Below are 20,375 nucleotides of genomic sequence, written 5' to 3'. Positions count from 1 at the left end.
CGACGTCGCTATCGCCCCTGCCGACTACGAACGCCGTCGGAACTCCACGCAGGATGAACGCCCCTATCGACCCTCGGCGAGCCTTGTCCGGATCAGCGTATGCAACAGACGCGGATCACCATCAGCATGCCAACCTCGACGTCATCTTCGACAACCAGCATTTGGCGCCTACCCGTCGACGCTGACCTCTACGGACATGTCCGAGAAGGCATCTGCCGGCCCGACGAAGCTTCCGATCAGCGGCATAGCTTGCCTGATGTCGCGTGCGACCGCGACGGGGATTAGGTTCGCGCCGCCGACGCTCTGGTTCGTCGGATCGAATGTGACCCACCCCGCACCCGGCAGGAAGATTTCTGCCCAGGCATGCGTGGCTCCAGCATCCGCAGAGCCGAGCAACGTTCGCGACGGGTCATGGAGGTAGCCTGAGACGACCCGGGCTCCGAAGCCGAGGCTGCGCACCGCCTCGACGAGGAGCGTCGCCAAGTCCCGGCACGAACCCACCCCGAGGGACAGGGTCTCACTCGGGGACTGCGTACCTTCGTCCTCCCGAACCCGGTAGACGATGGTGCTGCCGACCCCCGCATTCAGGTCCTTGAGCAAGGACAGCGTGTCGGTCGGATAGGCCGCCACGAACCCTTGCGCCCAGACCCTCAGGCTTGGCGATTCCTCCGCATACTGCCGAACCGTCAGACTGCCGAGGTCCGTCCATTCGTCGTCGGTGTACCGGAAGGGAAACGTGATGGCGGAACCGGCGATGGCAAAGACCGGATAGGCCGCGGCCGAGAGTTCGACCCGCGATACACTTTCCACGACAAGGCGCTCGGCCAACGACCCGAACGTCGCAGTCGCCACGGCATTGCCGGCGACGTCGTAGGCCCAGGTGAGAGTCGCGTCCGGCGATAGGCTGATGTCATTCGACAGCAGGCGCAGGTCTCGGCTCTCCCGCGGCCTCATCATCAGCCGATGCGGTCCGAGGCTGACTGGCTGGCGATAAAGGTATGTCGTACGGTGGCGAATACGAAGCTCGACCAAAGAATCGCCCTCTCAATTCTTCACGTCCGCGCGGCGCGCCAGCTATTCCGACGCAGCCTAGCATGCATTCGGCCCTATCCTGATCCGGAGCGCGATCGGCTTGCCGGGATCAGGAATTCGTCGGGGGAGACTTGTCCGGCAAAATAGGATTTAGACTCTGTGACCCATGTTGCTTAGGGCGATGAGCCTCACGCTCTCATCGTCGATGACGACACCCTGATCCGCTTTCGAGCCATTGCGGATGCTGAGAACGTCCGATTAGGCTGGTCAGTCACTCAAAGGGAACCGACCGAAGCGGGCAGTCTCGCTCAAGCTATTTCTGAGTTGAAAGTCGCGGTGCATTTATCGAGTAAACGATGTGTCCGAGCCTGGCTCGGCGTTCACGATTACCAAAACAGAAGCCTATATGCCGTCCTGGCTACTCATATGTAGGTAAGTCGGGTCGAATTCCGCCGCCGCCGTTAGCCCCTCCCAATCGTTCACTGTCAGCCGTCTGCTGCGCAGTGTGATCAACCCCGCCTCTCTGAGGCTCCCCAAGGTGCGATTCACGTGCACCGGCGTAAGCCCGAGCGCGTCGGCCAATTCGGGCTGCGTCATGGGCAGCGAGCAGGTACGATCCTGGACGAGCCCGACTGCCTCCAAGCGGGTCATCAACTCGCAGAAGAGATGGGCCATGCGGGCATAGGCGTCGCGCCGGCCGATGTTGAGCATCCACTCGCGAATGATGGCCGCATCGATCAGCGTCGAACGCCAGAACGCGCCCAGCAGCCTCGGCTGAGCTTGAAACAGCGCACGAACTGCATCGTGCTCGACAAAGCCTATCCGGCATGGGCTAACCGCCGCGATGCTGTTGTCGAGCACCTTCAGGTGCAGACTCTGAAGATCAGGTACGTCGCCGGGGACGTGGTAGGCCATGACCTGACGCTTGCCTGAGCGCGTGGTCTTGTAGACGGCGGTGAAACCCTCCAGCACGGCGAAGCAGCGGGAGGGCCGGTCACCCTCGCGTACGATGTCCTGAGACCCGTCGAACTGCGCCACATGCATCGGCAGGGCGAGCAGCGCGGCCCGCTCCGCCTCCGACAGAGGGAAGAGCGCGATGCTCTCTACCTTGCGCACGAATGGGTGCGTGCCGCGCGGGTGGAGAGATCCGGTCATCACGTTCCCACCCTGTGCTCGAGGACGCAATTCCACTGGCCGCTAAGCTCAACGTATCGACCTCGCCTATGTTGCCGCGGCTCAAGCGAAAGGCAGTCCGAGCTTGCCCAAGATCCAGGACTGCGCCGCGTCAATGTCGGAGAACACGGGACCGGAGAAGTCACTGACCGGGCCGAAGCCCGCTTCCAGGAACCACTTGCCGGCGTTTGCTTCGTGCTGGTCGGAGAGGCGCACCAGGATCGCGACGAGGTAGCCGTCGTGGAACACAAGCTGGCTCTCCTGGTCGTCGCTACCCGTTGCAACCTGCACGGGTTGGAGGCGAAGGTTCATGCCGCGTCTCTCCCGCCCAGATGCAGGTAGTTCGGCTTGAACTCGGCCAGCGCCTCCAAGCCGGCCCGATCCAGGATCTTCAACTGCCGTCCTGACAGTTCAATCAGCCCGCGCTGCTTCAAGGTCCCGAGCATGCGGTTGACGTGGACGCTGGTCAGGCCGGTGGTGTCGGCCAGATCCTCCTGGGTGATCGGCAGGGTGTAGCCCTCGCCAGCCGTCCGGCCCACGGCGCGCAGCCGCAGCAACAGCTCACACATGAGATGCGCGATGCGCTCGTCCGCAGAGCGCCGGCCGACGTTGACCAGCCACTCGCGCAGTGTCGCCTCATCCACCAGCGTGGCCAGCCGCAACGCATGCGCGATGCCGGGATGGTCTCGCAGCAGGTTCTCGATGGTGTCCAGATCGATCCGGACCACTTGGCAGGCCGACAGCGTGCCGATCGCGTGGTCCATGGCCTTGAGCATGGCCACGTCCAGGTCGCAGTAGTCGCCCGGTACGAGGTAGGCCATGATCTGGCGCGCACCGCTGGCTCTGAGCTTGTAGCGGCAGGCGATGCCGTCGAGGATCAGGTAGACGCCGTCCGGCTTGTCGCCCTCACGGATCAGGTCCGTACCGGCTGGGACAAGATGCGGCTTGGCGCTGATCCGCTCCAGCACCACCCGGTCGTCATCGGAGAGCCTGGTGAGGCTCTCCAGCTTCAGGATCAAGGGGTTGTTGGTCCACCCAGCCGGGCGGGATGTGCCGTCACCAGCAGCAGCTTTGTCGTTGTCCTGCATCGCCTTTCACCCGACTCGTGCGTGAGACTGCCGAGGGAAGTAGGCAGTCCGTCCCTGTTTCGCGATTAAGGCATCGCCGATGCAATCGGCATCGTGCAAGCTTAAGCCTCTGCCGCGATAATTCCTCTTCGCAATGGGCGGTGTAAACCAAAGTTCCGCTTCGGCCACAACACAGGATTGTTGCGGCGCAAAGCGTCGACTTCTGCACCATAGGTCTCGGCGTCGTCCGACGAGCAGCAGAGGCGGCTCCAATATGTGGAAATCCGTAGAACGCATTTGTGCTGGCAGCTTACGGACCGGTAAAAGCGTCTGGGTACCGTGCTACGTCTGAACCGATCGAAGGATCGAAAAATGCAGACGGTTACCGAGATGCCGCCGAGACGAACGACTACGTTTGAGCCCGGCTTAGGGCGGCCTCTAAGGCAAAGTTGAGTCAGACGCAGCCTGGGCGCTGAGGGTGATTTTGCGACGGTCCCGGATGTGGCGAAGGATTGACAGACGGAACCTGAGCTTTCGACGACGCGGTTCAACAGCGCGCTCGCCGGTGGAGACAGCTCCCGGATTAGGCATCCTGCCCCTGGTGCGATACGATATCGAGTGGCTCCTACATTCATGGAGCAGCGACATCGCCATGCCGGAGTGCTCCGAAGCTCCTCGTCCTGACGACCGTAAGTTCGAGATCAGGAGCGGGCTTGATGGTCGTCGACAGCAGGCCTGTAGCAATCCTCATCGCGGAAGCAGATCGGCTCGTCCGTACGATCACGGCCGACATGCTGAGCGACGTGGGCTTCCGGACTATCGAGGTGCAGACTGCAGCTGAGGCCTTGGTGGTGCTCGAAGGCCCGGCCGCTGTACACATCCTGATCACGGGGCGAAGAATCGTGGGCGATGGTGTCGCCCTGGCCCACCTCGTCCATCGCCGTTGGCCCGCTGTGAGCATCATCGTCACTTCGGGAGCTGGAGCGGATATGCAGCACGTGTTGCCGCCGGGCACACGCCTGCTGAGCAAGCCGTACGATTTTGTGGACCTCATCCACGAGGTGGAGGCTGGACTCGGACATGTTCAGGAGGAGCCTGCGGCCGCTCCCGTACTGCCGAGCGGTGTGCCGCCCCATACAGGAACCGAGATGAGCAACGGCATGAGAGCTGTTGCCGCTCCCGCGACAGAGCCGGACAAGACGTAAGCTTCATCTTCCCAGCCGTACATCCCGGACCAATTCATTTGCCATAAGATGTCCGTACGGTTGATCTCCGTCCCGGAAGCGACGATTGGACGCTGCTCCACTCGTCTGCTTTCGAGATTGGCGCGCATCAGCAGCATCGGCGGGGTTGGGTCGAAACCAGCCCGTCCGCTCAAAGGGCCTCACCGCAGGGAGCATCGGTTCGAGCGACTTCTCGCCTCGTCGGCATGCGCTGACGAGGCGAAAGGCGATGGGACATTCCGCATACGATCCGGCCACCAAAGGGCGACCGGCCTGGAACGCTGGCCTCGAAGCTGCCTTACGTTCCCTTGCGTGTGAGCGCGGGCCTATCGAGGTTTTGGTCTATAACGCTTACAGGATCCGCATCCGGCTCCCGGTGCACCCGTGCCACGGAACTTCGCGGCCGAACCTCCAGGCGAACGTGGTCAGAGCCTACGCGGCAGCTCGGACGATCCGCAATCTGATTGCGCCTCGCGGGCGCGGCGGCATCATCCTGACCGGTGGCGGCCTAGCCATCGATCCCCAGCCTGGCCCAGTGCGTTTTCCCTCTCTGCCGGAAAGGCGGCTCTACGCATCGTGAGCGACCCCAGCATCACTTCAGATAGCCCTTCGCTTTCAGGCGCTCGGTGAGGGTGGTAGCCATGCTTAACCTCCGCTCCGATTGTTCATCTGAACAAGCCGGGTCAGCACTTCTTCAAAGCTCGGGTCTCTTTCCACGCCATCCACGACGGTCGCAGTCGCGATCAAGTCACGCTGCATGTCGGCCTCCAGTAGGGGCCACGCCAGGATCACGGCCGCTCCCAATTGGGCTAAGGCGACGCTGTCCTGTTCGCCGTGCGTGTCGATGAGTGCACGATCTTGATCGGCCATGGAAGCCTCCTGCTTGGCGCCAGGCATACGCCATCGGGAGGGAACGCGCGACGACTAGGAAAGGAGCACCCTAGAAGCTCGCATAGCGAACGGCGTCAGACTCACTTCAGGTAGCCTTTCGCTTTCAGGTGCTCGGTGAGGAGCTACGCAACGACACTCATATCACGGCTTCTTTGCACCAGCCGCGGAGGCATCTCGTGCAAGCCGTGCGGCCTTCAGACGAGCCGTGTTTTGGTCCGCGTCGCTGAGGCTTGTCTCGACAGCGACATCACCGCCGGGACGGACCTGCGTTTTGGCAAAAGCCTCCTCGGCGTGCTGTCGCTCTTTGCTGTGGTTGTCAGCCATAGGAAACTCCGTCAGTTCGCTGACTCAGGACCCCGCAGCGCCGTACGTAATCCTGGTCCGTGAGCCATCAGGTTGCCGCGCTCTCCCGTGCAAGCCTCATCGCCCGCAGCCGCTCCGTTCGCTCATCAAGCGTCTGGCGCTCAGCTTCAATTTCATCCCTTACTTGAGCAGATGTTGACACTCGGGTCTCTGCCTTTAGTTGGGCGCTTGTGCGATCAAAGTGGTGGGATGACGGGAAGTGGGACATGCACTCTCCTCGCTGAGCGGCGGCCTGGGATAGGATCAGGTGCGGCTTTGTCCTGCGCCCAATCCCTTGAGCGGCACGCCAGTTCTGAAGCGGTCGTACCTGCGGCCGACGTTATCGAGCTGATCGCCCAACCCAAAGAGCGTGACGTGAAGATCCTTGCGGTCGACCACCCGTAGTAGACGAGCACGGAAAAGTGAGTCGGGCTCAGGATCGCTCATAAATTCCTTCACCAACGCTTCGGTTTCAACACTTCCCCGAGAAGGCGGCGGATCGCTTCAGAAGTTCAGGTATTGGACACTGGCCGAGCCGACTCCAGTCGCTCAGCCATCTCGCGCACAACTTCTTGCACGAGGGGCGGCCAAGTGATGTTGTTGTCCGTTAGGTACCGGGCAGCTATCACAAGCGCCGTGAGGTGGCTCGTTGGAATTGACCGGCCCATGATCTGTGAACCGAGCATCTGCTCAGCTAGCGCGTTTGCCAAACGCAGAACCTCGGACATCTTCGTAGGCTCTGCGTCGGCGTTTGTCATTTTAGATAACCCTTCGCCTTCAGTCACTCGGTGAGGGCTTCGCGGAGAACCTGAAGACTGGTCAGCTCGGGCTCAGGTGTCATCATCTTCGGTGCCGCCATCCCCGAAGCCGTCGAACCCATCCAGCGGCACACCGGTCCAGCACACGTCGTACTTGCCACCCAACGCGTCCAGCCGCTTTCCCGTCGCTCTGATCACAAGGTCCCGATCACCGTCATGGACTTCTCGCAGCATGCGCTCGCGGAAGTCGGCATCAGGCTCGGGATTGCTCATGCGTCACCTAGGTTCGCTTCGCCTTCAGGGCTTCCTTCACGAGGCGACGAATGGCTTCAGATACCTTGATACCCTCGCACTCAGCATAGGCGGTGACCTCGGCCACGCATGCTGGCGTCATCCGCACCGGGATCGGATCAGCGAAAGCAGCGCCTGCTGGACGACCACGCTTTTTTCCTTCCACAGGAAGTGATGCCGAAGCCATATTACCCTTATACAGAAATTCGGGCCGAACGGAAGGGCTCAAGCTTCCGTCCAGCATAAGCTAGACTCGGCAGGAATATACTGAGCCTGGACGGGGCAAAAACCGCCTTCCAAGACTTCCGCCTTCGCAATCTGTGGATTGCAAATCCAATAGCACCCACGCCCGCAGACCTCTCACCGGGGGAAGCAAACTCCGAGAACGTAGGCGGTCGCCAGGATCAGCGACATTGGAAGGTTCCTTCTGCCCGGCAACACTGGTTACCTGCTTCTGACACGGCATCCACGCCCGCCCGCTCGGATCGGGAAGAGAGAGCGGGCGTGGAAGGTCAGTGGCGCGGGGCTGCCACCAACTCAGTCAACCTGCGCCGAAGTAGCAAATCGGCGTCGGCCTTAAGGCACGTGCGGCTGGATCAAGCGGCCAACTTGGCCACTTGGCCGACCGAGGGTTCGCCAAACGGGCAAGGGCACCCACGCCCGCTGACCTATCGCCCAAGGAGGGTGTGGCGATCACTGCGGACGCGGGCGGTCGAGCCCCCATCCCGAGACCTCGACCACTGTGCTTAACCTAGATCAACCCAGTCTCCGAATGGGCTAAGGATCCCAGAGGTTGCAAACAGCGCAGATTGGGGCGGTTAACTACAGCATTCACGGGCGCGGCGACGGCTTTTTTGGGCGCACACAAAGCATCGAGCGGGCGCGAAAGGTCGGGCAGTCCGGTGACCGCCGACAGCAGCCGTTAGCTGAGACCGGGACAACAGCCTGATCAACGCCCTCGCGAATGCCGCTCACACATCGGGTGCGAGCGTCAGACTTAGGCGCCTTGCGCGATCCAGCCGAGAACCGTCGCGCAGCGCTCGGCTTGGTTGCGGGTCAGTCCTGACGCGACGGCTGCACCGTTGCGGTAGACCGCGAAGGTGCCGTCATCAGTGACGCGGATCTTGACCGAGGGCATCAGGCGCCTCGGTGGTCAAACGCGCCGAGCTTCTCCAGGCCTGCCGGAGTGATCTGCCACTTCGAGAAGGTGCCACCGAGATGAGGGCCTGCCTGCTCCCCAAGCCACACGAGTTCGCCTCGGCTCTCAAGATTGCACAAGCGGCTGTGATCACCGGGCCAAGCTCGGTCCAGCTGGCGTTTGACAGAGACGCATCCGTCGGTGGACTGGGCGGCCTTGGTAAGCAGGCGGCGCTCGTGGTTGACCAGCATCGGCTCTCCTGGGTGCGGGCTCCATCGCGCGTCGCGTTCGAACAATGCGGCGCGTATGGTTAAGCTTCAGCAACAGTGCGGCAACAATGTGGTTTTCTACGTAGTCATCTCAGCCCTCACGAACGCCGCTCGCGCATCCGGTGAGGGCGGGACGGGACGACCATTATGCCGCTAATCTGTAGGCCGGAGGGTGCTCGGATTGAGCAAGCTGTAGGTGTGATCGCACCAATTATGCGTCAGAGCCCAAAAGGGACCCACTCGCCTCTTTTGGGTCGAAACCTTAACCCGCCGATCGGCGTCCAAATCGCAGTCTACTGCAAGCGGAGTGATGATCCCGATGCCGCCGGACGCGATGGTGTCTCGTCTGCCAGGCCACGAGCATACAACTTGGCTACAATGACCCAAAACTCTGGGCAGTCGCGCTCTTCCAGCTGGGAATCGATCTTCCGCCGGGCAGCCTGGGCGTACTCTTCAACCCAGTCGACCGGGATCTCTAGAGGCATGACCATCACTTCGCCCTCGCGGACGGAATGTGGCGCCCGTTCACATTAACCCATGAGAAGAAGCATCGATCCGGCAGGCCACTGCCAGCGCTCCCTCAGCTGCGAGCCGTGCTCCCTCTCATGCTCCCGGGCCAGCCGCACCGCCCGCTCACGACCCTTCTCAGACCTTGAGAGTGTCCGCTTCTGTCCCATCCGATCAAGCGGAGGCGGATGATCGGGATAGTCGGTTCAGCGACGTTTCGCTTTCAGGCCGTCTGCTGGTTGTAACGCACAACGTGGCCCGACCGGCAATGACCTTATCGAGTCGGGTACCCTCTATGTCCCGCAGCCACGCGTTTCGCCGCCGTTCGTAGCAAACCAGGACAATCCAGGACGCGTTCGTATCTGCAGTCCGGCCTGACTGCGGACCCGCGACGTAGGCTTCGCTGCCCCGTACGCCGGGTGCACCCGCCCCAATTCGGATCTTTCCTCGATCGCTAGGGATCGTTCTCGGCATCCGAGGGTTTTCATGTTGCACCGCAACCATCCCTGCAATCACCCGTCGGCCGCGTGAGTATCCCGCTGCCGCTCGGATCGTGCGGCCTGCCGCCATGGCAAAGCGTGGATCAACGGCTCGCGGTACAAAGGACCCCTCATGCGCCTCGAACTCTCTCTTGCGGCTTCAGCCCTTCTACTCGGCCTTACGTAGCTCCCTGCTCGGGCCAGCTCCTGCGCCGAGCAGATCGGGACAATCGACCGCCGTCTCGACAGCGCCGGCGCTGTTCACGTGGCCGGTCTCCAGGACGGCCATGCGATCCGCAGCAGCTCTTCGCCAAAGGCTCTCGCCGCAGCTCCGACTGGCGAACCCAGCGACGCCACGATGATCCCCACGTCGGCGCACGTCGCTGAGGCGCGTCGGCTTCTGAGCCGAGCCGTCGAGGAGGATCGCCAGGGTCATCAGCGAGCGTGCGAGGACACGATGACTCAAGCCAAGGGCATGATTGGCGCGCTGCCGTAGCGCGCAGGAACTCCCGGCTCGGCATTCAATCCGCGCCGACTGTACCGCATGGCTTCAGAGCGATCCGATTGATCGAGGAGCATGTCCCGCAATCCACCAGGATCATCTCATGACACGCCATTCCTCTACCGGCCGTTGGCTCGGACCGACGCTACTCGGATCCGCCGCAGCGGTCGCTGCATCGGCGCTCTATGCTGCCTCGAAGACGCGGGATGCTGAGCGCCAAACCCCGCCGATCGGCCAGTTCCTGACCGTCGACGGGGTGCGGCTGCACTACATCGAGCGGGGCCGCGGCGAGCCGCTGGTGCTGATCCACGGCAATGGCATGATGATCCAGGATTTTCTGGTCAGCGGCATCGTCGACGATCTCGCCAAGCGCTATCGCGTCATCATCATCGACCGACCCGGTTACGGCTACAGCGATCGCCCGCGCGGACTCTGGACGCCACGCGCCCACGCCACGCTGTTCCAGAAGGCGCTTCAGCAGCTCGGCGTCACGCAAGCTGTCGTGCTCGGGCACTCCTGGGGGGCATTGGTCGCGGTCGCCCTCGCGCTTCAGGCCCAGCAGCTCGTCCGTAGCCTCGTCCTGGCCTCCGGGTACTACTATCCAACGTTGCGGGCCGATGTGGTCCTGTTCTCCCCACCTGCCATCCCGGTGCTCGGGGATGTGATGCGCTACACGATCTCGCCCGTGCTCGGGCGTATTCTGCAGCCCGCCTTGATCAAAGCTATGTTCGCACCCGCCGCCGTCACAGAGCGGTTTGACCGCACATTCCCGAAAGCCATGATGCTGCGGCCCTTGCAGCTACGGGCCTCGGCGGAGGACGCCGCGCTCATGACGCCGGTGACGGTCGAGCTTCAAAAGCGCTACCGCGACCTGAAGCTCCCGGTGGTGATCATCGTAGGCGGGGACGATCAGATCGCCGACGTGGAGCGGCAGTCGAAGCGCCTGCACAGCGAGCTACGTAACAGTGACCTCATCGTCGTCCCCGGCATGGGCCACATGATCCAGCATCTGGCACCAAGAGAAGTCATCGCCGCAATCGACCACGCATCGGAGCTGGTTCGCGAAGCTGCCTGATGAGCAGACGGTGCGGATCCCCGTGTTGCGATCGTGCGGTCCGAGTATGAAGACGCGCCCGTTCGTCGACGAGGGCGCGTCAGCGATCAAGGCGGGGGCCTAATTGATTGCCCTTGACTGCTGCACCCCGAACGCCTGCTTCCGGGAACGGCGCCAGCAGGTTTCTACGATGTTATTGGTTCGTGGGCGAAACGTCCGCTTCAAGGTGGAAGGCCAAGGTCCGGTTGCCACCCTTTGCGGAAGCTGGGAATGTCCGCTTGAGGGCTGATTGGCGAGCCTGAGGCCACTGCCGGGATGGGTGGTTTCCTGCCCGTCCGCTTCTGAGCGGCGGATGCATCGAAGGCGGCTTAGAGCGCCTAACGGAACGGGCACGGATTGCGTGGGCGGGCGTTGGTGGTGATGGCTCGTCCGCTTCTGCCCGATGATCTCTGGACCGAGATTGCGCCGCTTCTGCCGCCGCCCCGCCCACGTCCAAAAGGCGGCCGTCGGCCGATCGAGAACCGAGCTGCGTTGACCGGCATTCTGTTCGTGCTGCGCTCAGGCGTTCCGTGGGAGAGGCTGCCTGCGGAGATGGGCTGCGGAGATGGGCTGCGGCTGCGGGATGAGTTGCTGGCGCCGCTTACGGGACTGGCAGGCGGCCGGCGTGTGGGCGCGCCTGCATCAAGTGCTCTTGGAGCGCCTGCACGGGGCGGGTCAGATCGACTGGAGCCGAGCGAGCCTGGACAGCGCCTCTGTCCCGGCCAAAAAAGGGGCTCTGCCACCGGCCCGAACCCGACGGACCGGGGCAAGGCGGGCCAGACGCGCCACCTCGTCACCGACGCGCGCGGTACGCCGCTCGGCGTCTGCCTGAGTGGGGCCAACCGGCACGACAGCGTGATGATGGCACCGACCCTCGATGCCATCCCACCCGTGCGCAACGGTCGGCGGGGCCGGCCGCGACACCGCCCGGACAAACTGCACGCCGACAAAGCCTACGACGCTCGACCGCGCCGACACGAGTGCCGGGCACGTGGGATTGTACCGCGCATCGCACGCCGCAGCATCGAGAGCAGCGAGAGACTGGGCCGGCACCGATGGGTGGTGGAGCGCACGCACGCTTGGTTCAATCCCTTCCGGCGCTTGCCGGTCCGCTACGAGCGACGCGCCGACATCTACGAGCCCTTCACCAGCCTCGCGGCCAGCCTCATCACACTCAACCAGATCAAACGGTTCTGTTAGGCGCTCTAAATCGGGAACGAGCATGGCCGCGCCGGCGGTCGCGGGAGCGCTTGCGCTGATTCTTGCCGAGGCAGCGTCCCGATCGCTCAAGCTGATGGCCCATGAGTCGCGATCCCTTTTGATCCAGTCCGCTCGGAGGCCAGCCGGCGAGGCCGGGTGGAACCGGCGATGGAGCGCCGGACGCCTGGAAGTCGCGGCTGGCATGGCGCTTCTCACTGCGACGCCTTTTGTCGCGAAAGCGGGGAACCCTGACGATCCCTCTCCGGCGTGTGGTTCCGTGGCAGACCTGCCTGACCACGATGCCGGCAGCGAGCGCAAAACAGTGTAAGGGAACGTTGTACGAACGCTGCCGTGTATATAAGTTCCGTCGGCAAGGAGCGCTGAGATGAAGTTCGCGATCTCGAACAACGAACGCAGCCGCGTTCAGGTGCCTACGGCACGCGAGGCCACGATGAACCCATCCGACGATGTCGAGGTCGCGGTGAACGTGACGACGCCGCGCTATGTCCCTCAAGGCGTGACGTTGCGCGCACGCGTGAGTGATCAGCTCTTCACGGCCGTCACGAAGGCGTACAATCTCACCAATCTGGAGCACGACCCTCGAGCCAGATCGGTGCAGGTCGGGCGAACGTTGAGAATTCCCGATATCGTCGAGTAACCGGCTTCCAGGCGCGCTGATTTTTCTACATGAAGGATGCACTCAGCCGAGCAGGAAAATTTTGTGTCGTACGACCCTAAGTTCGATGGCTTGAAGATATTCGTTGCTGATATTTCTCTCTTGAGAACCGGGGATGTACTCCTCACCCGAAACCGGATGACGACATCTCTGAACGATCGACGGCAAGCGGATATCATCAGCGTGTTATCAGGCGGAAACTTCAGTCACGCTCTTCTGTGCACTGGATCGCCGACGTTCATCGAAGCAGTCGGACTAGGCGTCTCGAACCTCAGCCTTCAGAATTGTTACGCTCATAACCTTACGGACGTTCGGTTACTCAGGCACCACGATGATTCAATTGCCAGTGCCGCTGGCAATTGGGCGTTGACCCGTCTAGGCCAGAACTACTCGGTGCGACTAGCCTTCGAGTCGATACTCCCTTCCAAGATCGTACCTCGGGAAGACCGAGGCACTTTCTGTTCGGCATTGGTGGCGACCGCCTATCGGGCGGTGGGCGCTAGGGAATTTGCCGATAGCGATCCTCTCAAGATCACGCCGGCCACCCTGGAACATTCGTCCTGCTTCCACGATGTAACGAACACTGTCTTCAAGCAGATCCTGGCGCCTAGAAACGCGGAAAGGATGAGCGCGCTCGACGGCGATCGCAGTCCGAGTCCCGTCAGCGAACAGGCATTTATACACGCCGAGATATATGCGGCTATCTTTTCGAAGATCCATGACATCGTCTTACGCTACAATCTTCCAGGAAATAAAATTCCTGATACATTCATGGACGTCTTGTTATTTATTGTGGAACTGAGGAAAGTGGGCAAATACCGGGACGCGCCTCAGGAATTCCAACGTGATATAGATCTGCTCGATGTCCTTTTGCGGGAAGCTATGAGCAGGAGCAGGTTGGAGATGATGCTATACGAAAGCATTAAAGCGGACGACAATTATTTGGAAAGAACGATTAGAGAATCGTTCGATTCTAAACCAGATCTAGACGTGGAGTCTCTCCGGTCCATGCTCAAAGCGACGATGGACCAAATCGCGCGCCGTGGTTCCATCATGGACAACGCTGATTATCCACGCGGCTTATCCCAGGCGTGGGATCTGTGGCTTGATTTGACCGAAAGATCACTGAGTGCATTTGCAGTCAGACGACAGGTGCTTGAGGAGACAATCAGTAGATTGCGTGCGTGAAGGGAACGGCGCCCCCTAACCCGCTTACGCCCTGTTCTGCAACGTTGCTAACTTGCGCACGGCTCCGCGCTGAGCTCGCAATCGCTCGCCGTAGCGGGCCGGCATCGCGGGCGTCTTCCACGATCCGGCCTGCATCACCTCGAGCAACTCGAAGCCGGCTGCGAACATGTCCTGCGTCGCCCCGACCCGGGTCGAGTGCCCTGAGGGCAGTCGCGCCAGCTTCAGCCCGGCCGCTGTCGCGAGGTCGCGAAACACCCGCGCCACCTCCCCTGCCCCGAGCGCGGTCGCGCCGACCTGCCCGCCCTTGGTCAGCGGCCGGAACAGCGGCCCGCTCGTGAGCTGCGCAGCCACGAGCTAGGCATCGATGTGCTCCACGGTGTCGGGGGCGAGGTATTTGATCGCCCCCTCCCCTTCCTGGTCGGCTTTCGAGCGCCGCACCAGCACCGTGCCGGAGCCGTCGGCGCCCTTCTGCAGATCCGCTATATAAAGAGACGAGCTCGGAGCGGCGCAGCAGCGTGTCGTAGGCGACCGCGACCAGGGCGGCGTTGCGCAGCGCGATCAACGGCGTCTCGCGCTTGGCCTCCGTCACGCGCCGGTGCAGTCGTCCGGGCGTCTTCACCTGCAGCATGCGCGTGATGCTGGTGCGGTTGAGCGGCTCGGCCTGCTTCTGGCGCCGGCCCTTGGCGCGGTTCATCCGCTTCACCGCGAGCCGGACGATCTCGTCGGCGCAGGGATTCTGCAGGCCGGCGGCGCGGTGCAGCGCCGCGATCGACGAGCGGTAGCGCTCGACTGTGGCGCGCCTTGGTCTCAGCTTGCGCGTCGATGAACGCGGCGACCGTCTCGGGGGTCGCCGGCAGCATCGCCCTCCCCGCCTCCCGGCACCAAGCGGCGAAGATCCGGCTATCGGCGGCGAGCGCGCGGAGCGTGTTGTCGGCGAACGCGCCGCGCGCGGCGCGGGCGTGCTGCTCCAGCCGCTCGATCAGCAGGTCGAGGCCCGGCGGCAGCGCGTCGGCGAACGGGACCAGCGCGGCAAACGAGTCGCGGGGCGGCTCGGAGACTGGATCGGCGGCGTCAAGCTCCATGGCGGGAGCTTAGCCGTTCATTTCCTACCAATCCACAAATTCCCCACGATAGATGCCCTTATCATGGGTAATTTGTACGACGCCTTCCAAGAGCTGAGCTGCCGTTGACCTGACCGGTATTTTCGACCGAGCCGAGTGGGAGGCCACTGCATGGTAGCGGCCACGGGTAGCCGGAGGGCCAGATCTGGGAAGCTGACAGGCGCGGGGGCCGGTAGCCCAGGGCGAGTGCGGCCGGACGCGGTTGTCGGTGTTCTTCCACAGCCCGATCACGATCTGAGCTTCCTTCAGTGCGTAGAAGATCTCTCGGCGGAGGCACTCGTCGCGCAGCTTGCCATTGAAGCTCTCGCAAGACTCGCTCTCCCACGGCGAGCCGGGTGCAATGTACTGGATCTGCGGCCCCGTCTTGGCGACCCATTGGCGATCCACTTGCGCAGCGCCTTCGAGATCATCTCGCTGCACGGTCCTTCGGTTCAGGGCCGTTGTCGCAGCGGATGTGGTCCGGGATGCCGTGCAGGCACATCGCCTCTGCTAGGGCCTCGATCACGCCGGTGCTGTTGATGCGTCGCGCCACCTTCAGCGCGAGGCAGGCCCGGCTGTGTTCGTCGATCAGTGTCAGGATGCGCAGGCTCCGGCCGTCGTGCGTCTGCCTCTGCACAAAGTCGAAGCTCCAGACGTGGTTGCGGCGGAGCGGGCGCAGCCGCACGCACGAGCCGTCGTTCAACCACAGCCGGCTGCGTGGTCTGTGTTTTTGCGAGACCTTGAGCCCCTCGCGACGCCAGATGCCCTCATCCTGAGGTTCTCGAAGGATGAACCCGATCCTTGCCCACCTGCCAGCCCGCGGCCTGCAGCAGCGCGGTGACGCGGCGGTAGCCATAGCGCCCGTACTCGGACGCCAGGGCGATAACGGCGCGAGGCAGCGCGCCCTCATCGGCCGGCACGGTGGGCACGGTGCGTTGCGTGCCCCGATGCTGGCCGACGATCCGGCAGGCGTGACGTTCCGAGAGGTCTTACTTCTCCCGGATGCCAGCAACCGCCTGCCGGTGTCGTTCGGGGGCTACAAGGTTCCCGAGGCGACGTCCGCCAGCGCCTGACCCACCAGAGACAGATCGGCCTCAAGCCGCCGCAATCGAGCGTCCTCGCGCTCCAGGTCTTCCATCCTCCGCGCCTGATTGACCTGCCGGCCGCCGTACTCCTTGCGCCAGCGTGAGTCGCTCTGCTCGGGGATCTCCGCCTCCTTGCACGCCAGTGCTAAGCGGTTGCCCTGGGCCGTCTGCACCTCGATCCGGCGCAGCTTCAGCACGACCTGCTCCGCGCTCGTCTTCTGACCTCGCCGCATGTCCGACGCCTCTGGTCCAGGCCGATCCTCTCAATCAGCCCGGTCCAAAGCCAGCCGGTCAGGTCAGTGGTCTACGGCCCGAGGCACGTGAGCCACCTTCGTTGGCGCTCAGGAAAACCAGAGATCAGCGCGGCAACTCAGATTTGGGCATTAACTCTTCGTTAACCATAAGCCCCAAATCTGAGCTCGGTCCTTGACTCGGACATACACCTTCGGCCCGCCCGATTCACCGAAGCGGGCTTTTCTCGTGTCGCGCCAAGATCCAGCGAGGCCTGATCCGCCCTAAAGTATGCATAATACATCACGTAACCACAACTTGTGTTGATTCGGGGCATCAAACGATCGTTGTATGAGGAGGTTCGCCGGAGACGCGAATATGCCGGATGAGACCGCCGCTGCGGACGCTTCCGAGATCATCCCAGACGAGCGGTCCCTGCTGCTTCTGGCCGGTCTTATCAGTATCGAGTTCGTAACCCTGCTCGCAATCCTGATTTGGATGCGCTGACGCTGTCAGCAGCTAACCTCTTTCGCGACATCGTGCAGAACCATGGGCGGCAGATGGCGAAGGCGGATGGGGGCTGGCTCCTCACTTCTCGTACGCTGAATACAGTTTGGCGCAGATCATAGGGTGCTACCGCGCAGGTGTCTTCCTGATCTATAGCTGATTATGCGTACAAATTTATCGTCATCGTTCAGCTCGATGGTGACGGCCAGTAGATAATGGTCCGCATCTTCCAGCACAAGACAAATTGTATGCGAATCCTCCATCGCGCTGACGATGTTAAATGTCGGAAGCTTTCGCGGGTATGATCGCAATCCGAGCGAAAACTTTATTTTACCTTTGAGCCGAAAGCTGCTCAGCAACACCGGCATTTTTGGAAGCCGCGCTTCCAGCACAATGTCGGCGGCGAGCTGGTCAAGGATGAATTCGACGTCGGAGCGGTTCCATGCCTCGACGAGTTGTTCGCCTCGGGCAGAGCCAGACTGCATCCTTGATCGTCTACTCGACATACAGCGAGTCTTCCGCGCCTAGCACGGGTAAGGCGGCCCTCGCATGCAAGTTCCGGTTGTTGACTTGGGAGCGACTGCGCTAGTTCAACGCGCTCCTCATTCCAAGCAGCCCATCGCCTTCAACGCCTCTACCGCGATCCGGCGTACCGGGTCAGTGCTGAACGAGCGGAACGACACCCGTGAAAGTTGCCATGCCGTTTGCCTCGACCATCGCGGTAAAAGCAGCGTAGGCTTCCTGATCCGTCGCGAGCGCCTCCTTCCAAGCGGTGCAGCCACCTGACGACAGGTCGATCACGACCAGCTGCCAGGGCTCCTGCGTGCCGGCATAGCAGTAGATCTCGACGTCCACAGTCTCGCTATCGCGGCTGAATGAGCCAGACAGCGGCGAGTGCTCAAAGTCACGGTCCTCTTCCATCAGTGGCAGCCCTTAGGATCTCTTCGTGGAGGTCAGATCCCGCCCCAAGTGGACGACAACACTGTCGCCTTTGGTGGTCGGCTCGGTCCTCCCGACCCGCTTAGCGACCTCCATCACGAGGTACTCGACCGACGGCGGCCACTGCACGCCGTTATCAAGGAGCATCCTGGCGGCGCGCACCAGCATGGTGAACTGCTCCGGCGGGATCGATGTCCCCGCCTCGTGCTGTTCGAGGATGCGATTAGCAATTGCGGCCGCCAGCGCGGAAACCTCAGCCATCTTCTCGGGCCGGCCGCTGCCGCTGCTGCCGCTAGTCACTTCAGATAGCCCCTCGCTTTCAGCGCCTCTTCCACGAGGCCAGGGACACTACCGGCGGTAGAGCCACTACCACAACTTCAGCCGCCAGTTCTGCGCCTTCTGCATCAGCCGACGCAACTGGCGGCGCGCAAAATGAGGTGACGTCTCCCACGGCCCTTTCCGCGGCAGCAGGTCAATCGGCATCAGATACAGCCTTCCTCAGCGTCAGCCGCACACCCGGTCCCTTGCCGTTCTCCTCGATGAAGATGATGCGAGCGGCTTCGAGGGCGGCAGGACGGAGCAGCCTTCAGACCTGAGCGTGCTCTCGTGCTAGGAGCGCCGCTCGCAGCTGCATCGCACATCGGTCGACAGCGCGGCGCTCGGCTTCCACCCGCGCCCAAAGCCCTTCCGCGTTATCGAGGAGCGCCTTCTCTCTGGCTGCCTTGATTTCCTGCAGCCTGCGAATGTGGCTCGACAGATAGGGCATGGCCGCTCCTCCCGGAGTGAACATCAGAGAGGAGACGCCTGATCCGTGGAGCAATTATGGCTATCGCCTCCGGCGCCTCTTCCACGAGGGCAGACGGTCAGTGCAACCGCCAAACCCTCGGGTTCGTGGCAACCATAGCGAGAACGTAGAAGGCGACGCCAAGCAGCGTGCCGTATGCGATTACGAGAACGCCGATTCCGATCTAGGCGATCAGTATTGCGGCCATGATGGCGAGCACGACCGGGTTCATGGTGACCTCCTTCAGCGCCTATTCCACAAGCCCTCGGGCAACCTCGAAGCTGGATGATCGCTCGCTGCTTCGAAGCCCTTCAGCGGCACGCCGGTTCTGAACCGATCGTACCGACGGCCAATGATATCAAGCTCGGCCCCCGAGGCGATCACGACATAGGGTCGAAGCTCCTCGCTGACGACGTGGACGAGGCGCTCACGAAAAATGGCGTCGGGTTCGGGGTCGCTCATCTTATCCCGACAATCGCTGCAGAGGGCTATCTAATCTAAGTAACCCGCCGACCAACGTCTGGATCGGCCGCTGCTTTCACCTCGTCCAAGTGCTGCTCACTTCAGATAGCCCTTTGCCTTCGCTTGCTCGGCGAGGGCCTCGCGGCAAACCTGAAGGCGGGCTGGCCGAGGGTCAGGCGTCATCATCTTCGGTGGCGCCATCCTCGAAACCGTCGAAGCCATCGAGTGGAACACCGGTCCTGTACACGTCGTACTTGCGACCCAGCGCGTCGAGCCGCTTTCCGGACGCGCTGATCACAAGGTCCCGATCGCCGTCAGAGACTTCTCGCAGCAAGCGCTCGCGAAAGTCGGCATCTGGCTCGGGATCGCTCATGCGTCACCTATGATCGCTTCGCCCTCAAGGCTTCCTCTACGAGGCGGCGGATGAAGCCAGTATGGTCTACTTATCTCTCGGCGTCGCCGTCGTCCGGCTCTGATTTGGTGGCCGCCATGTGCTCCCGGATTTTGTCTAAAGCCCCCTGCACGGTCGCTGGCCAAGGCACGTCGTTCTCGTGAAGGAACTGGGCAGCTCCGATCAGTGCCTTGGCCCTTGCAGGAGACATCGAGCGCGCCGGGATTTCGGACACCAGCAACTGCTCCGCAAGCGCTGTTGCTAGACGGAGGACCTCTTCCAGTTCGCGGGGCTGAGCGTCGTTATCACTCACTTCAGATAGCCCTCCGCCTTCAGGTGCTCGGTGAGGAGCTTCACAAGCCGACACCTGCGATGGCTCTCAGGGAGAGTGCCCGCGCCGGCTCTGCGGATCAACACGGGCGGAAGGTCGTGTGCGAGACTGAAAAGGACTCAACGGTATGGTTGGGGGCTGACGAGAAAGGGTTGACCTTCGGCGCCTCGACCAGGCTGCCAGGGACGATACGTCAGAGCATGGCCAAAGAAATCCCCGGCGTCGGCGACTTGCGCCGGAAGTCCGAAGTTTCGGATGATGAGATCGAGGCGGCAGCCGCGGCCTACCTGAAGGACGAGGGCGCCAAGCCGTTCGCCTTCAAGTCGGGGCACACCATCGACGTGGCCAAGACGGTCGAAATGCACCCGCAAGCCAAGAAGCTGCTCGCGGATAAGACAAGCGCGCCCGGCCTGCGCCGCACGATGGTGATGACCGCCGTCATCATGGGCTTCCCGGTTCAGAAATGAGTGGTCTGAGCGCCAAGCACGAGCTTGTCGCCAACCGCGTGATGGCGCGTCTGAGCGGCTTCATCCAGGGCATCGGCATGAGCGGCCAGGATGCCCGGCAGATTGTGGATCGCGCTATCATCGACGATCCGTCTGCGGCCGATCACGACATTGAGGCGAAGGCACGCGCTTGGATGCTGATCGCACTGGCCTAGTGCTGGCGTCAGGGCTCACGCCCATGAGGCCGCAGGCCGCCAAGACCGGCACCGT

The 20,375-nt window shown here is 62.4% G+C and carries 28 protein-coding genes and 2 pseudogenes; 9 read left to right on the top strand and 21 right to left on the bottom strand.

From position 1 onward, the window contains the following. Window positions 1-168 precede the first annotated feature (168 nt). From ABIE45_RS06625 to ABIE45_RS06610, 4 genes are all read right to left on the bottom strand, one after another. Window positions 169-1,032, bottom strand: coding sequence for a transglutaminase family protein (locus ABIE45_RS06625; protein ID WP_192711700.1), 864 nt, complete (start codon window positions 1,030-1,032; stop codon window positions 169-171). A gap of 402 nt (window positions 1,033-1,434) precedes the next feature. Beyond that, a complete protein-coding gene (locus ABIE45_RS06620) occupies window positions 1,435-2,187 on the bottom strand; it encodes a Crp/Fnr family transcriptional regulator (protein ID WP_192711701.1) in 753 nt (250 codons plus the stop codon). A gap of 81 nt (window positions 2,188-2,268) precedes the next feature. Then, window positions 2,269-2,517 carry a hypothetical protein gene (locus ABIE45_RS06615; RefSeq protein ID WP_192711702.1) on the bottom strand — a complete coding sequence of 83 codons (249 nt, stop codon included), beginning with the start codon at window positions 2,515-2,517 and terminating at the stop codon, window positions 2,269-2,271. After that, entirely contained in the window at window positions 2,514-3,293 is a 780-nt protein-coding gene (locus ABIE45_RS06610) for a Crp/Fnr family transcriptional regulator (protein WP_192711703.1), read from the bottom strand. The genes ABIE45_RS06615 and ABIE45_RS06610 overlap by 4 nt, the downstream gene beginning before the upstream one ends. Window positions 3,294-3,988: 695 nt before the next feature. Here ABIE45_RS06610 and ABIE45_RS06605 point away from each other — a divergent pair. Beyond that, window positions 3,989-4,477: a response regulator gene (locus ABIE45_RS06605; protein ID WP_192711704.1), complete on the top strand. Its 489-nt coding sequence runs from the start codon at window positions 3,989-3,991 to the stop codon at window positions 4,475-4,477. A gap of 663 nt (window positions 4,478-5,140) precedes the next feature. Here the strand turns inward: ABIE45_RS06605 and ABIE45_RS06600 are convergent. The 7 genes from ABIE45_RS06600 to ABIE45_RS06570 form a co-directional block, all read right to left on the bottom strand. After that, window positions 5,141-5,365: a hypothetical protein gene (locus tag ABIE45_RS06600; RefSeq protein ID WP_192711705.1), complete on the bottom strand. Its 225-nt coding sequence runs from the start codon at window positions 5,363-5,365 to the stop codon at window positions 5,141-5,143. Window positions 5,366-5,527: 162 nt separating this feature from the next. After that, window positions 5,528-5,710 carry a hypothetical protein gene (locus tag ABIE45_RS06595; protein ID WP_192711706.1) on the bottom strand — a complete coding sequence of 61 codons (183 nt, stop codon included), beginning with the start codon at window positions 5,708-5,710 and terminating at the stop codon, window positions 5,528-5,530. Window positions 5,711-5,992: 282 nt separating this feature from the next. After that, on the bottom strand, window positions 5,993-6,187 hold the full coding sequence (locus ABIE45_RS06590; RefSeq protein ID WP_373622212.1) for a hypothetical protein: 195 nt from the start codon (window positions 6,185-6,187) through the stop codon (window positions 5,993-5,995). 371 nt (window positions 6,188-6,558) lie between these two features. After that, window positions 6,559-6,759, bottom strand: coding sequence for a hypothetical protein (locus ABIE45_RS06585; RefSeq protein ID WP_192711707.1), 201 nt, complete (start codon window positions 6,757-6,759; stop codon window positions 6,559-6,561). Between the two features lie 7 nt (window positions 6,760-6,766). After that, window positions 6,767-7,021 carry a hypothetical protein gene (locus tag ABIE45_RS06580; RefSeq protein ID WP_209578462.1) on the bottom strand — a complete coding sequence of 85 codons (255 nt, stop codon included), beginning with the start codon at window positions 7,019-7,021 and terminating at the stop codon, window positions 6,767-6,769. A gap of 753 nt (window positions 7,022-7,774) precedes the next feature. Next, a complete protein-coding gene (locus ABIE45_RS06575; protein ID WP_192711708.1) occupies window positions 7,775-7,915 on the bottom strand; it encodes a hypothetical protein in 141 nt (46 codons plus the stop codon). Beyond that, on the bottom strand, window positions 7,915-8,166 hold the full coding sequence (locus tag ABIE45_RS06570) for a hypothetical protein (protein ID WP_192711709.1): 252 nt from the start codon (window positions 8,164-8,166) through the stop codon (window positions 7,915-7,917). Before ABIE45_RS06570 ends, ABIE45_RS06575 begins: the two co-directional genes overlap by 1 nt. Before the next feature lie 1,609 nt (window positions 8,167-9,775). Here ABIE45_RS06570 and ABIE45_RS06565 point away from each other — a divergent pair. The 5 genes and pseudogenes from ABIE45_RS06565 (at window position 9,776) to ABIE45_RS06545 (ending at window position 13,829) form a co-directional block, all read left to right on the top strand. Beyond that, entirely contained in the window at window positions 9,776-10,747 is a 972-nt protein-coding gene (locus ABIE45_RS06565; protein WP_192711710.1) for an alpha/beta fold hydrolase, read from the top strand. Between the two features lie 399 nt (window positions 10,748-11,146). Next, window positions 11,147-11,965: pseudogene (locus tag ABIE45_RS06560) on the top strand (IS5 family transposase). After that, on the top strand, window positions 11,853-12,293 hold the full coding sequence (locus tag ABIE45_RS06555; RefSeq protein ID WP_373622851.1) for a S8 family serine peptidase: 441 nt from the start codon (window positions 11,853-11,855) through the stop codon (window positions 12,291-12,293). Before ABIE45_RS06560 ends, ABIE45_RS06555 begins: the two are co-directional and overlap by 113 nt. A 57-nt stretch (window positions 12,294-12,350) precedes the next feature. Beyond that, window positions 12,351-12,623: a hypothetical protein gene (locus tag ABIE45_RS06550; RefSeq protein ID WP_192711696.1), complete on the top strand. Its 273-nt coding sequence runs from the start codon at window positions 12,351-12,353 to the stop codon at window positions 12,621-12,623. A 63-nt stretch (window positions 12,624-12,686) separates the two neighbouring features. Then, window positions 12,687-13,829, top strand: coding sequence for a hypothetical protein (locus tag ABIE45_RS06545; protein WP_192711695.1), 1,143 nt, complete (start codon window positions 12,687-12,689; stop codon window positions 13,827-13,829). Window positions 13,830-13,853: 24 nt separating this feature from the next. On the opposite strand, the gene ABIE45_RS06540 is transcribed toward ABIE45_RS06545, so the two are convergent. From ABIE45_RS06540 to ABIE45_RS06530, 3 genes and pseudogenes are all read right to left on the bottom strand, one after another. After that, the gene (locus tag ABIE45_RS06540) at window positions 13,854-14,180 is read right to left on the bottom strand and encodes a hypothetical protein (protein ID WP_373622211.1); all 327 of its coding nucleotides are present in this window, start codon (window positions 14,178-14,180) and stop codon (window positions 13,854-13,856) included. 128 nt (window positions 14,181-14,308) lie between these two features. Further along, on the bottom strand, window positions 14,309-14,911 hold the full coding sequence (locus tag ABIE45_RS06535) for a hypothetical protein (RefSeq protein WP_373622210.1): 603 nt from the start codon (window positions 14,909-14,911) through the stop codon (window positions 14,309-14,311). A 61-nt stretch (window positions 14,912-14,972) separates the two neighbouring features. Further along, window positions 14,973-16,247, bottom strand: a pseudogene (locus tag ABIE45_RS06530) (IS3 family transposase). A gap of 376 nt (window positions 16,248-16,623) precedes the next feature. On the opposite strand from ABIE45_RS06530, the gene ABIE45_RS06525 reads away from it, so the two are divergent. Beyond that, the gene (locus ABIE45_RS06525) at window positions 16,624-16,752 is read left to right on the top strand and encodes a hypothetical protein (protein ID WP_373622209.1); all 129 of its coding nucleotides are present in this window, start codon (window positions 16,624-16,626) and stop codon (window positions 16,750-16,752) included. Between the two features lie 116 nt (window positions 16,753-16,868). Here the strand turns inward: ABIE45_RS06525 and ABIE45_RS06520 are convergent, their stop codons facing one another. The 7 genes from ABIE45_RS06520 to ABIE45_RS06490 all read right to left on the bottom strand — a co-directional run bounded on the left by ABIE45_RS06520 (window position 16,869) and on the right by ABIE45_RS06490 (window position 19,641). Beyond that, entirely contained in the window at window positions 16,869-17,237 is a 369-nt protein-coding gene (locus ABIE45_RS06520; protein ID WP_192711694.1) for a hypothetical protein, read from the bottom strand. Between the two features lie 172 nt (window positions 17,238-17,409). Further along, window positions 17,410-17,673 carry a hypothetical protein gene (locus ABIE45_RS06515; protein WP_192711693.1) on the bottom strand — a complete coding sequence of 88 codons (264 nt, stop codon included), beginning with the start codon at window positions 17,671-17,673 and terminating at the stop codon, window positions 17,410-17,412. A gap of 12 nt (window positions 17,674-17,685) precedes the next feature. Then, entirely contained in the window at window positions 17,686-17,952 is a 267-nt protein-coding gene (locus ABIE45_RS06510) for a hypothetical protein (RefSeq protein ID WP_192711692.1), read from the bottom strand. A 325-nt stretch (window positions 17,953-18,277) separates the two neighbouring features. Further along, a complete protein-coding gene (locus ABIE45_RS06505; protein ID WP_192711691.1) occupies window positions 18,278-18,457 on the bottom strand; it encodes a hypothetical protein in 180 nt (59 codons plus the stop codon). Window positions 18,458-18,718: 261 nt separating this feature from the next. After that, window positions 18,719-18,937: a hypothetical protein gene (locus ABIE45_RS06500; RefSeq protein ID WP_192711690.1), complete on the bottom strand. Its 219-nt coding sequence runs from the start codon at window positions 18,935-18,937 to the stop codon at window positions 18,719-18,721. 172 nt (window positions 18,938-19,109) lie between these two features. Then, entirely contained in the window at window positions 19,110-19,310 is a 201-nt protein-coding gene (locus tag ABIE45_RS06495) for a hypothetical protein (protein ID WP_192711689.1), read from the bottom strand. Between the two features lie 70 nt (window positions 19,311-19,380). Continuing rightward, window positions 19,381-19,641 carry a hypothetical protein gene (locus ABIE45_RS06490; RefSeq protein ID WP_192711688.1) on the bottom strand — a complete coding sequence of 87 codons (261 nt, stop codon included), beginning with the start codon at window positions 19,639-19,641 and terminating at the stop codon, window positions 19,381-19,383. Window positions 19,642-19,811: 170 nt separating this feature from the next. On the opposite strand from ABIE45_RS06490, the gene ABIE45_RS06485 reads away from it, so the two are divergent. Continuing rightward, the gene (locus tag ABIE45_RS06485) at window positions 19,812-20,126 is read left to right on the top strand and encodes a hypothetical protein (RefSeq protein ID WP_373622208.1); all 315 of its coding nucleotides are present in this window, start codon (window positions 19,812-19,814) and stop codon (window positions 20,124-20,126) included. Beyond that, entirely contained in the window at window positions 20,123-20,320 is a 198-nt protein-coding gene (locus ABIE45_RS06480) for a hypothetical protein (protein WP_192711687.1), read from the top strand. The genes ABIE45_RS06485 and ABIE45_RS06480 overlap by 4 nt, the downstream gene beginning before the upstream one ends. Window positions 20,321-20,375 lie beyond the last annotated feature (55 nt).

The sequence above is a fragment of the Methylobacterium sp. OAE515 genome (assembly GCF_041806315.1).
Taxonomy (GTDB): domain Bacteria; phylum Pseudomonadota; class Alphaproteobacteria; order Rhizobiales; family Beijerinckiaceae; genus Methylobacterium; species Methylobacterium tardum.
This window is presented reverse-complemented; position numbering and strand designations above follow the sequence as displayed.

Excerpts from the sequence above, each read along its gene's own strand:
- ABIE45_RS06495 (WP_192711689.1), bottom strand. The coding sequence starts at position 19,310 with ATGAGCGATCCCGAGCCAGATGCCGACTTTCGCGAGCGCTTGCTGCGA.
- ABIE45_RS06585 (WP_192711707.1), bottom strand. The coding sequence starts at position 6,759 with ATGAGCAATCCCGAGCCTGATGCCGACTTCCGCGAGCGCATGCTGCGA.
- ABIE45_RS06515 (WP_192711693.1), bottom strand. The coding sequence starts at position 17,673 with ATGGAAGAGGACCGTGACTTTGAGCACTCGCCGCTGTCTGGCTCATTC.
- ABIE45_RS06525 (WP_373622209.1), top strand. The coding sequence starts at position 16,624 with ATGCCGGATGAGACCGCCGCTGCGGACGCTTCCGAGATCATCCCAGAC.
- ABIE45_RS06610 (WP_192711703.1), bottom strand. The coding sequence starts at position 3,293 with ATGCAGGACAACGACAAAGCTGCTGCTGGTGACGGCACATCCCGCCCG.
- ABIE45_RS06605 (WP_192711704.1), top strand. The coding sequence starts at position 3,989 with ATGGTCGTCGACAGCAGGCCTGTAGCAATCCTCATCGCGGAAGCAGAT.
- ABIE45_RS06505 (WP_192711691.1), bottom strand. The coding sequence starts at position 18,457 with ATGCCCTATCTGTCGAGCCACATTCGCAGGCTGCAGGAAATCAAGGCA.
- ABIE45_RS06500 (WP_192711690.1), bottom strand. The coding sequence starts at position 18,937 with ATGAGCGACCCCGAACCCGACGCCATTTTTCGTGAGCGCCTCGTCCAC.
- ABIE45_RS06600 (WP_192711705.1), bottom strand. The coding sequence starts at position 5,365 with ATGGCCGATCAAGATCGTGCACTCATCGACACGCACGGCGAACAGGAC.
- ABIE45_RS06565 (WP_192711710.1), top strand. The coding sequence starts at position 9,776 with ATGACACGCCATTCCTCTACCGGCCGTTGGCTCGGACCGACGCTACTC.
- ABIE45_RS06550 (WP_192711696.1), top strand. The coding sequence starts at position 12,351 with ATGAAGTTCGCGATCTCGAACAACGAACGCAGCCGCGTTCAGGTGCCT.
- ABIE45_RS06570 (WP_192711709.1), bottom strand. The coding sequence starts at position 8,166 with ATGCTGGTCAACCACGAGCGCCGCCTGCTTACCAAGGCCGCCCAGTCC.
- ABIE45_RS06620 (WP_192711701.1), bottom strand. The coding sequence starts at position 2,187 with ATGACCGGATCTCTCCACCCGCGCGGCACGCACCCATTCGTGCGCAAG.
- ABIE45_RS06520 (WP_192711694.1), bottom strand. The coding sequence starts at position 17,237 with ATGCAGTCTGGCTCTGCCCGAGGCGAACAACTCGTCGAGGCATGGAAC.
- ABIE45_RS06480 (WP_192711687.1), top strand. The coding sequence starts at position 20,123 with ATGAGTGGTCTGAGCGCCAAGCACGAGCTTGTCGCCAACCGCGTGATG.
- ABIE45_RS06535 (WP_373622210.1), bottom strand. The coding sequence starts at position 14,911 with ATGGAGCTTGACGCCGCCGATCCAGTCTCCGAGCCGCCCCGCGACTCG.
- ABIE45_RS06510 (WP_192711692.1), bottom strand. The coding sequence starts at position 17,952 with ATGGCTGAGGTTTCCGCGCTGGCGGCCGCAATTGCTAATCGCATCCTC.
- ABIE45_RS06595 (WP_192711706.1), bottom strand. The coding sequence starts at position 5,710 with ATGGCTGACAACCACAGCAAAGAGCGACAGCACGCCGAGGAGGCTTTT.
- ABIE45_RS06575 (WP_192711708.1), bottom strand. The coding sequence starts at position 7,915 with ATGCCCTCGGTCAAGATCCGCGTCACTGATGACGGCACCTTCGCGGTC.
- ABIE45_RS06615 (WP_192711702.1), bottom strand. The coding sequence starts at position 2,517 with ATGAACCTTCGCCTCCAACCCGTGCAGGTTGCAACGGGTAGCGACGAC.
- ABIE45_RS06580 (WP_209578462.1), bottom strand. The coding sequence starts at position 7,021 with ATGCTGGACGGAAGCTTGAGCCCTTCCGTTCGGCCCGAATTTCTGTAT.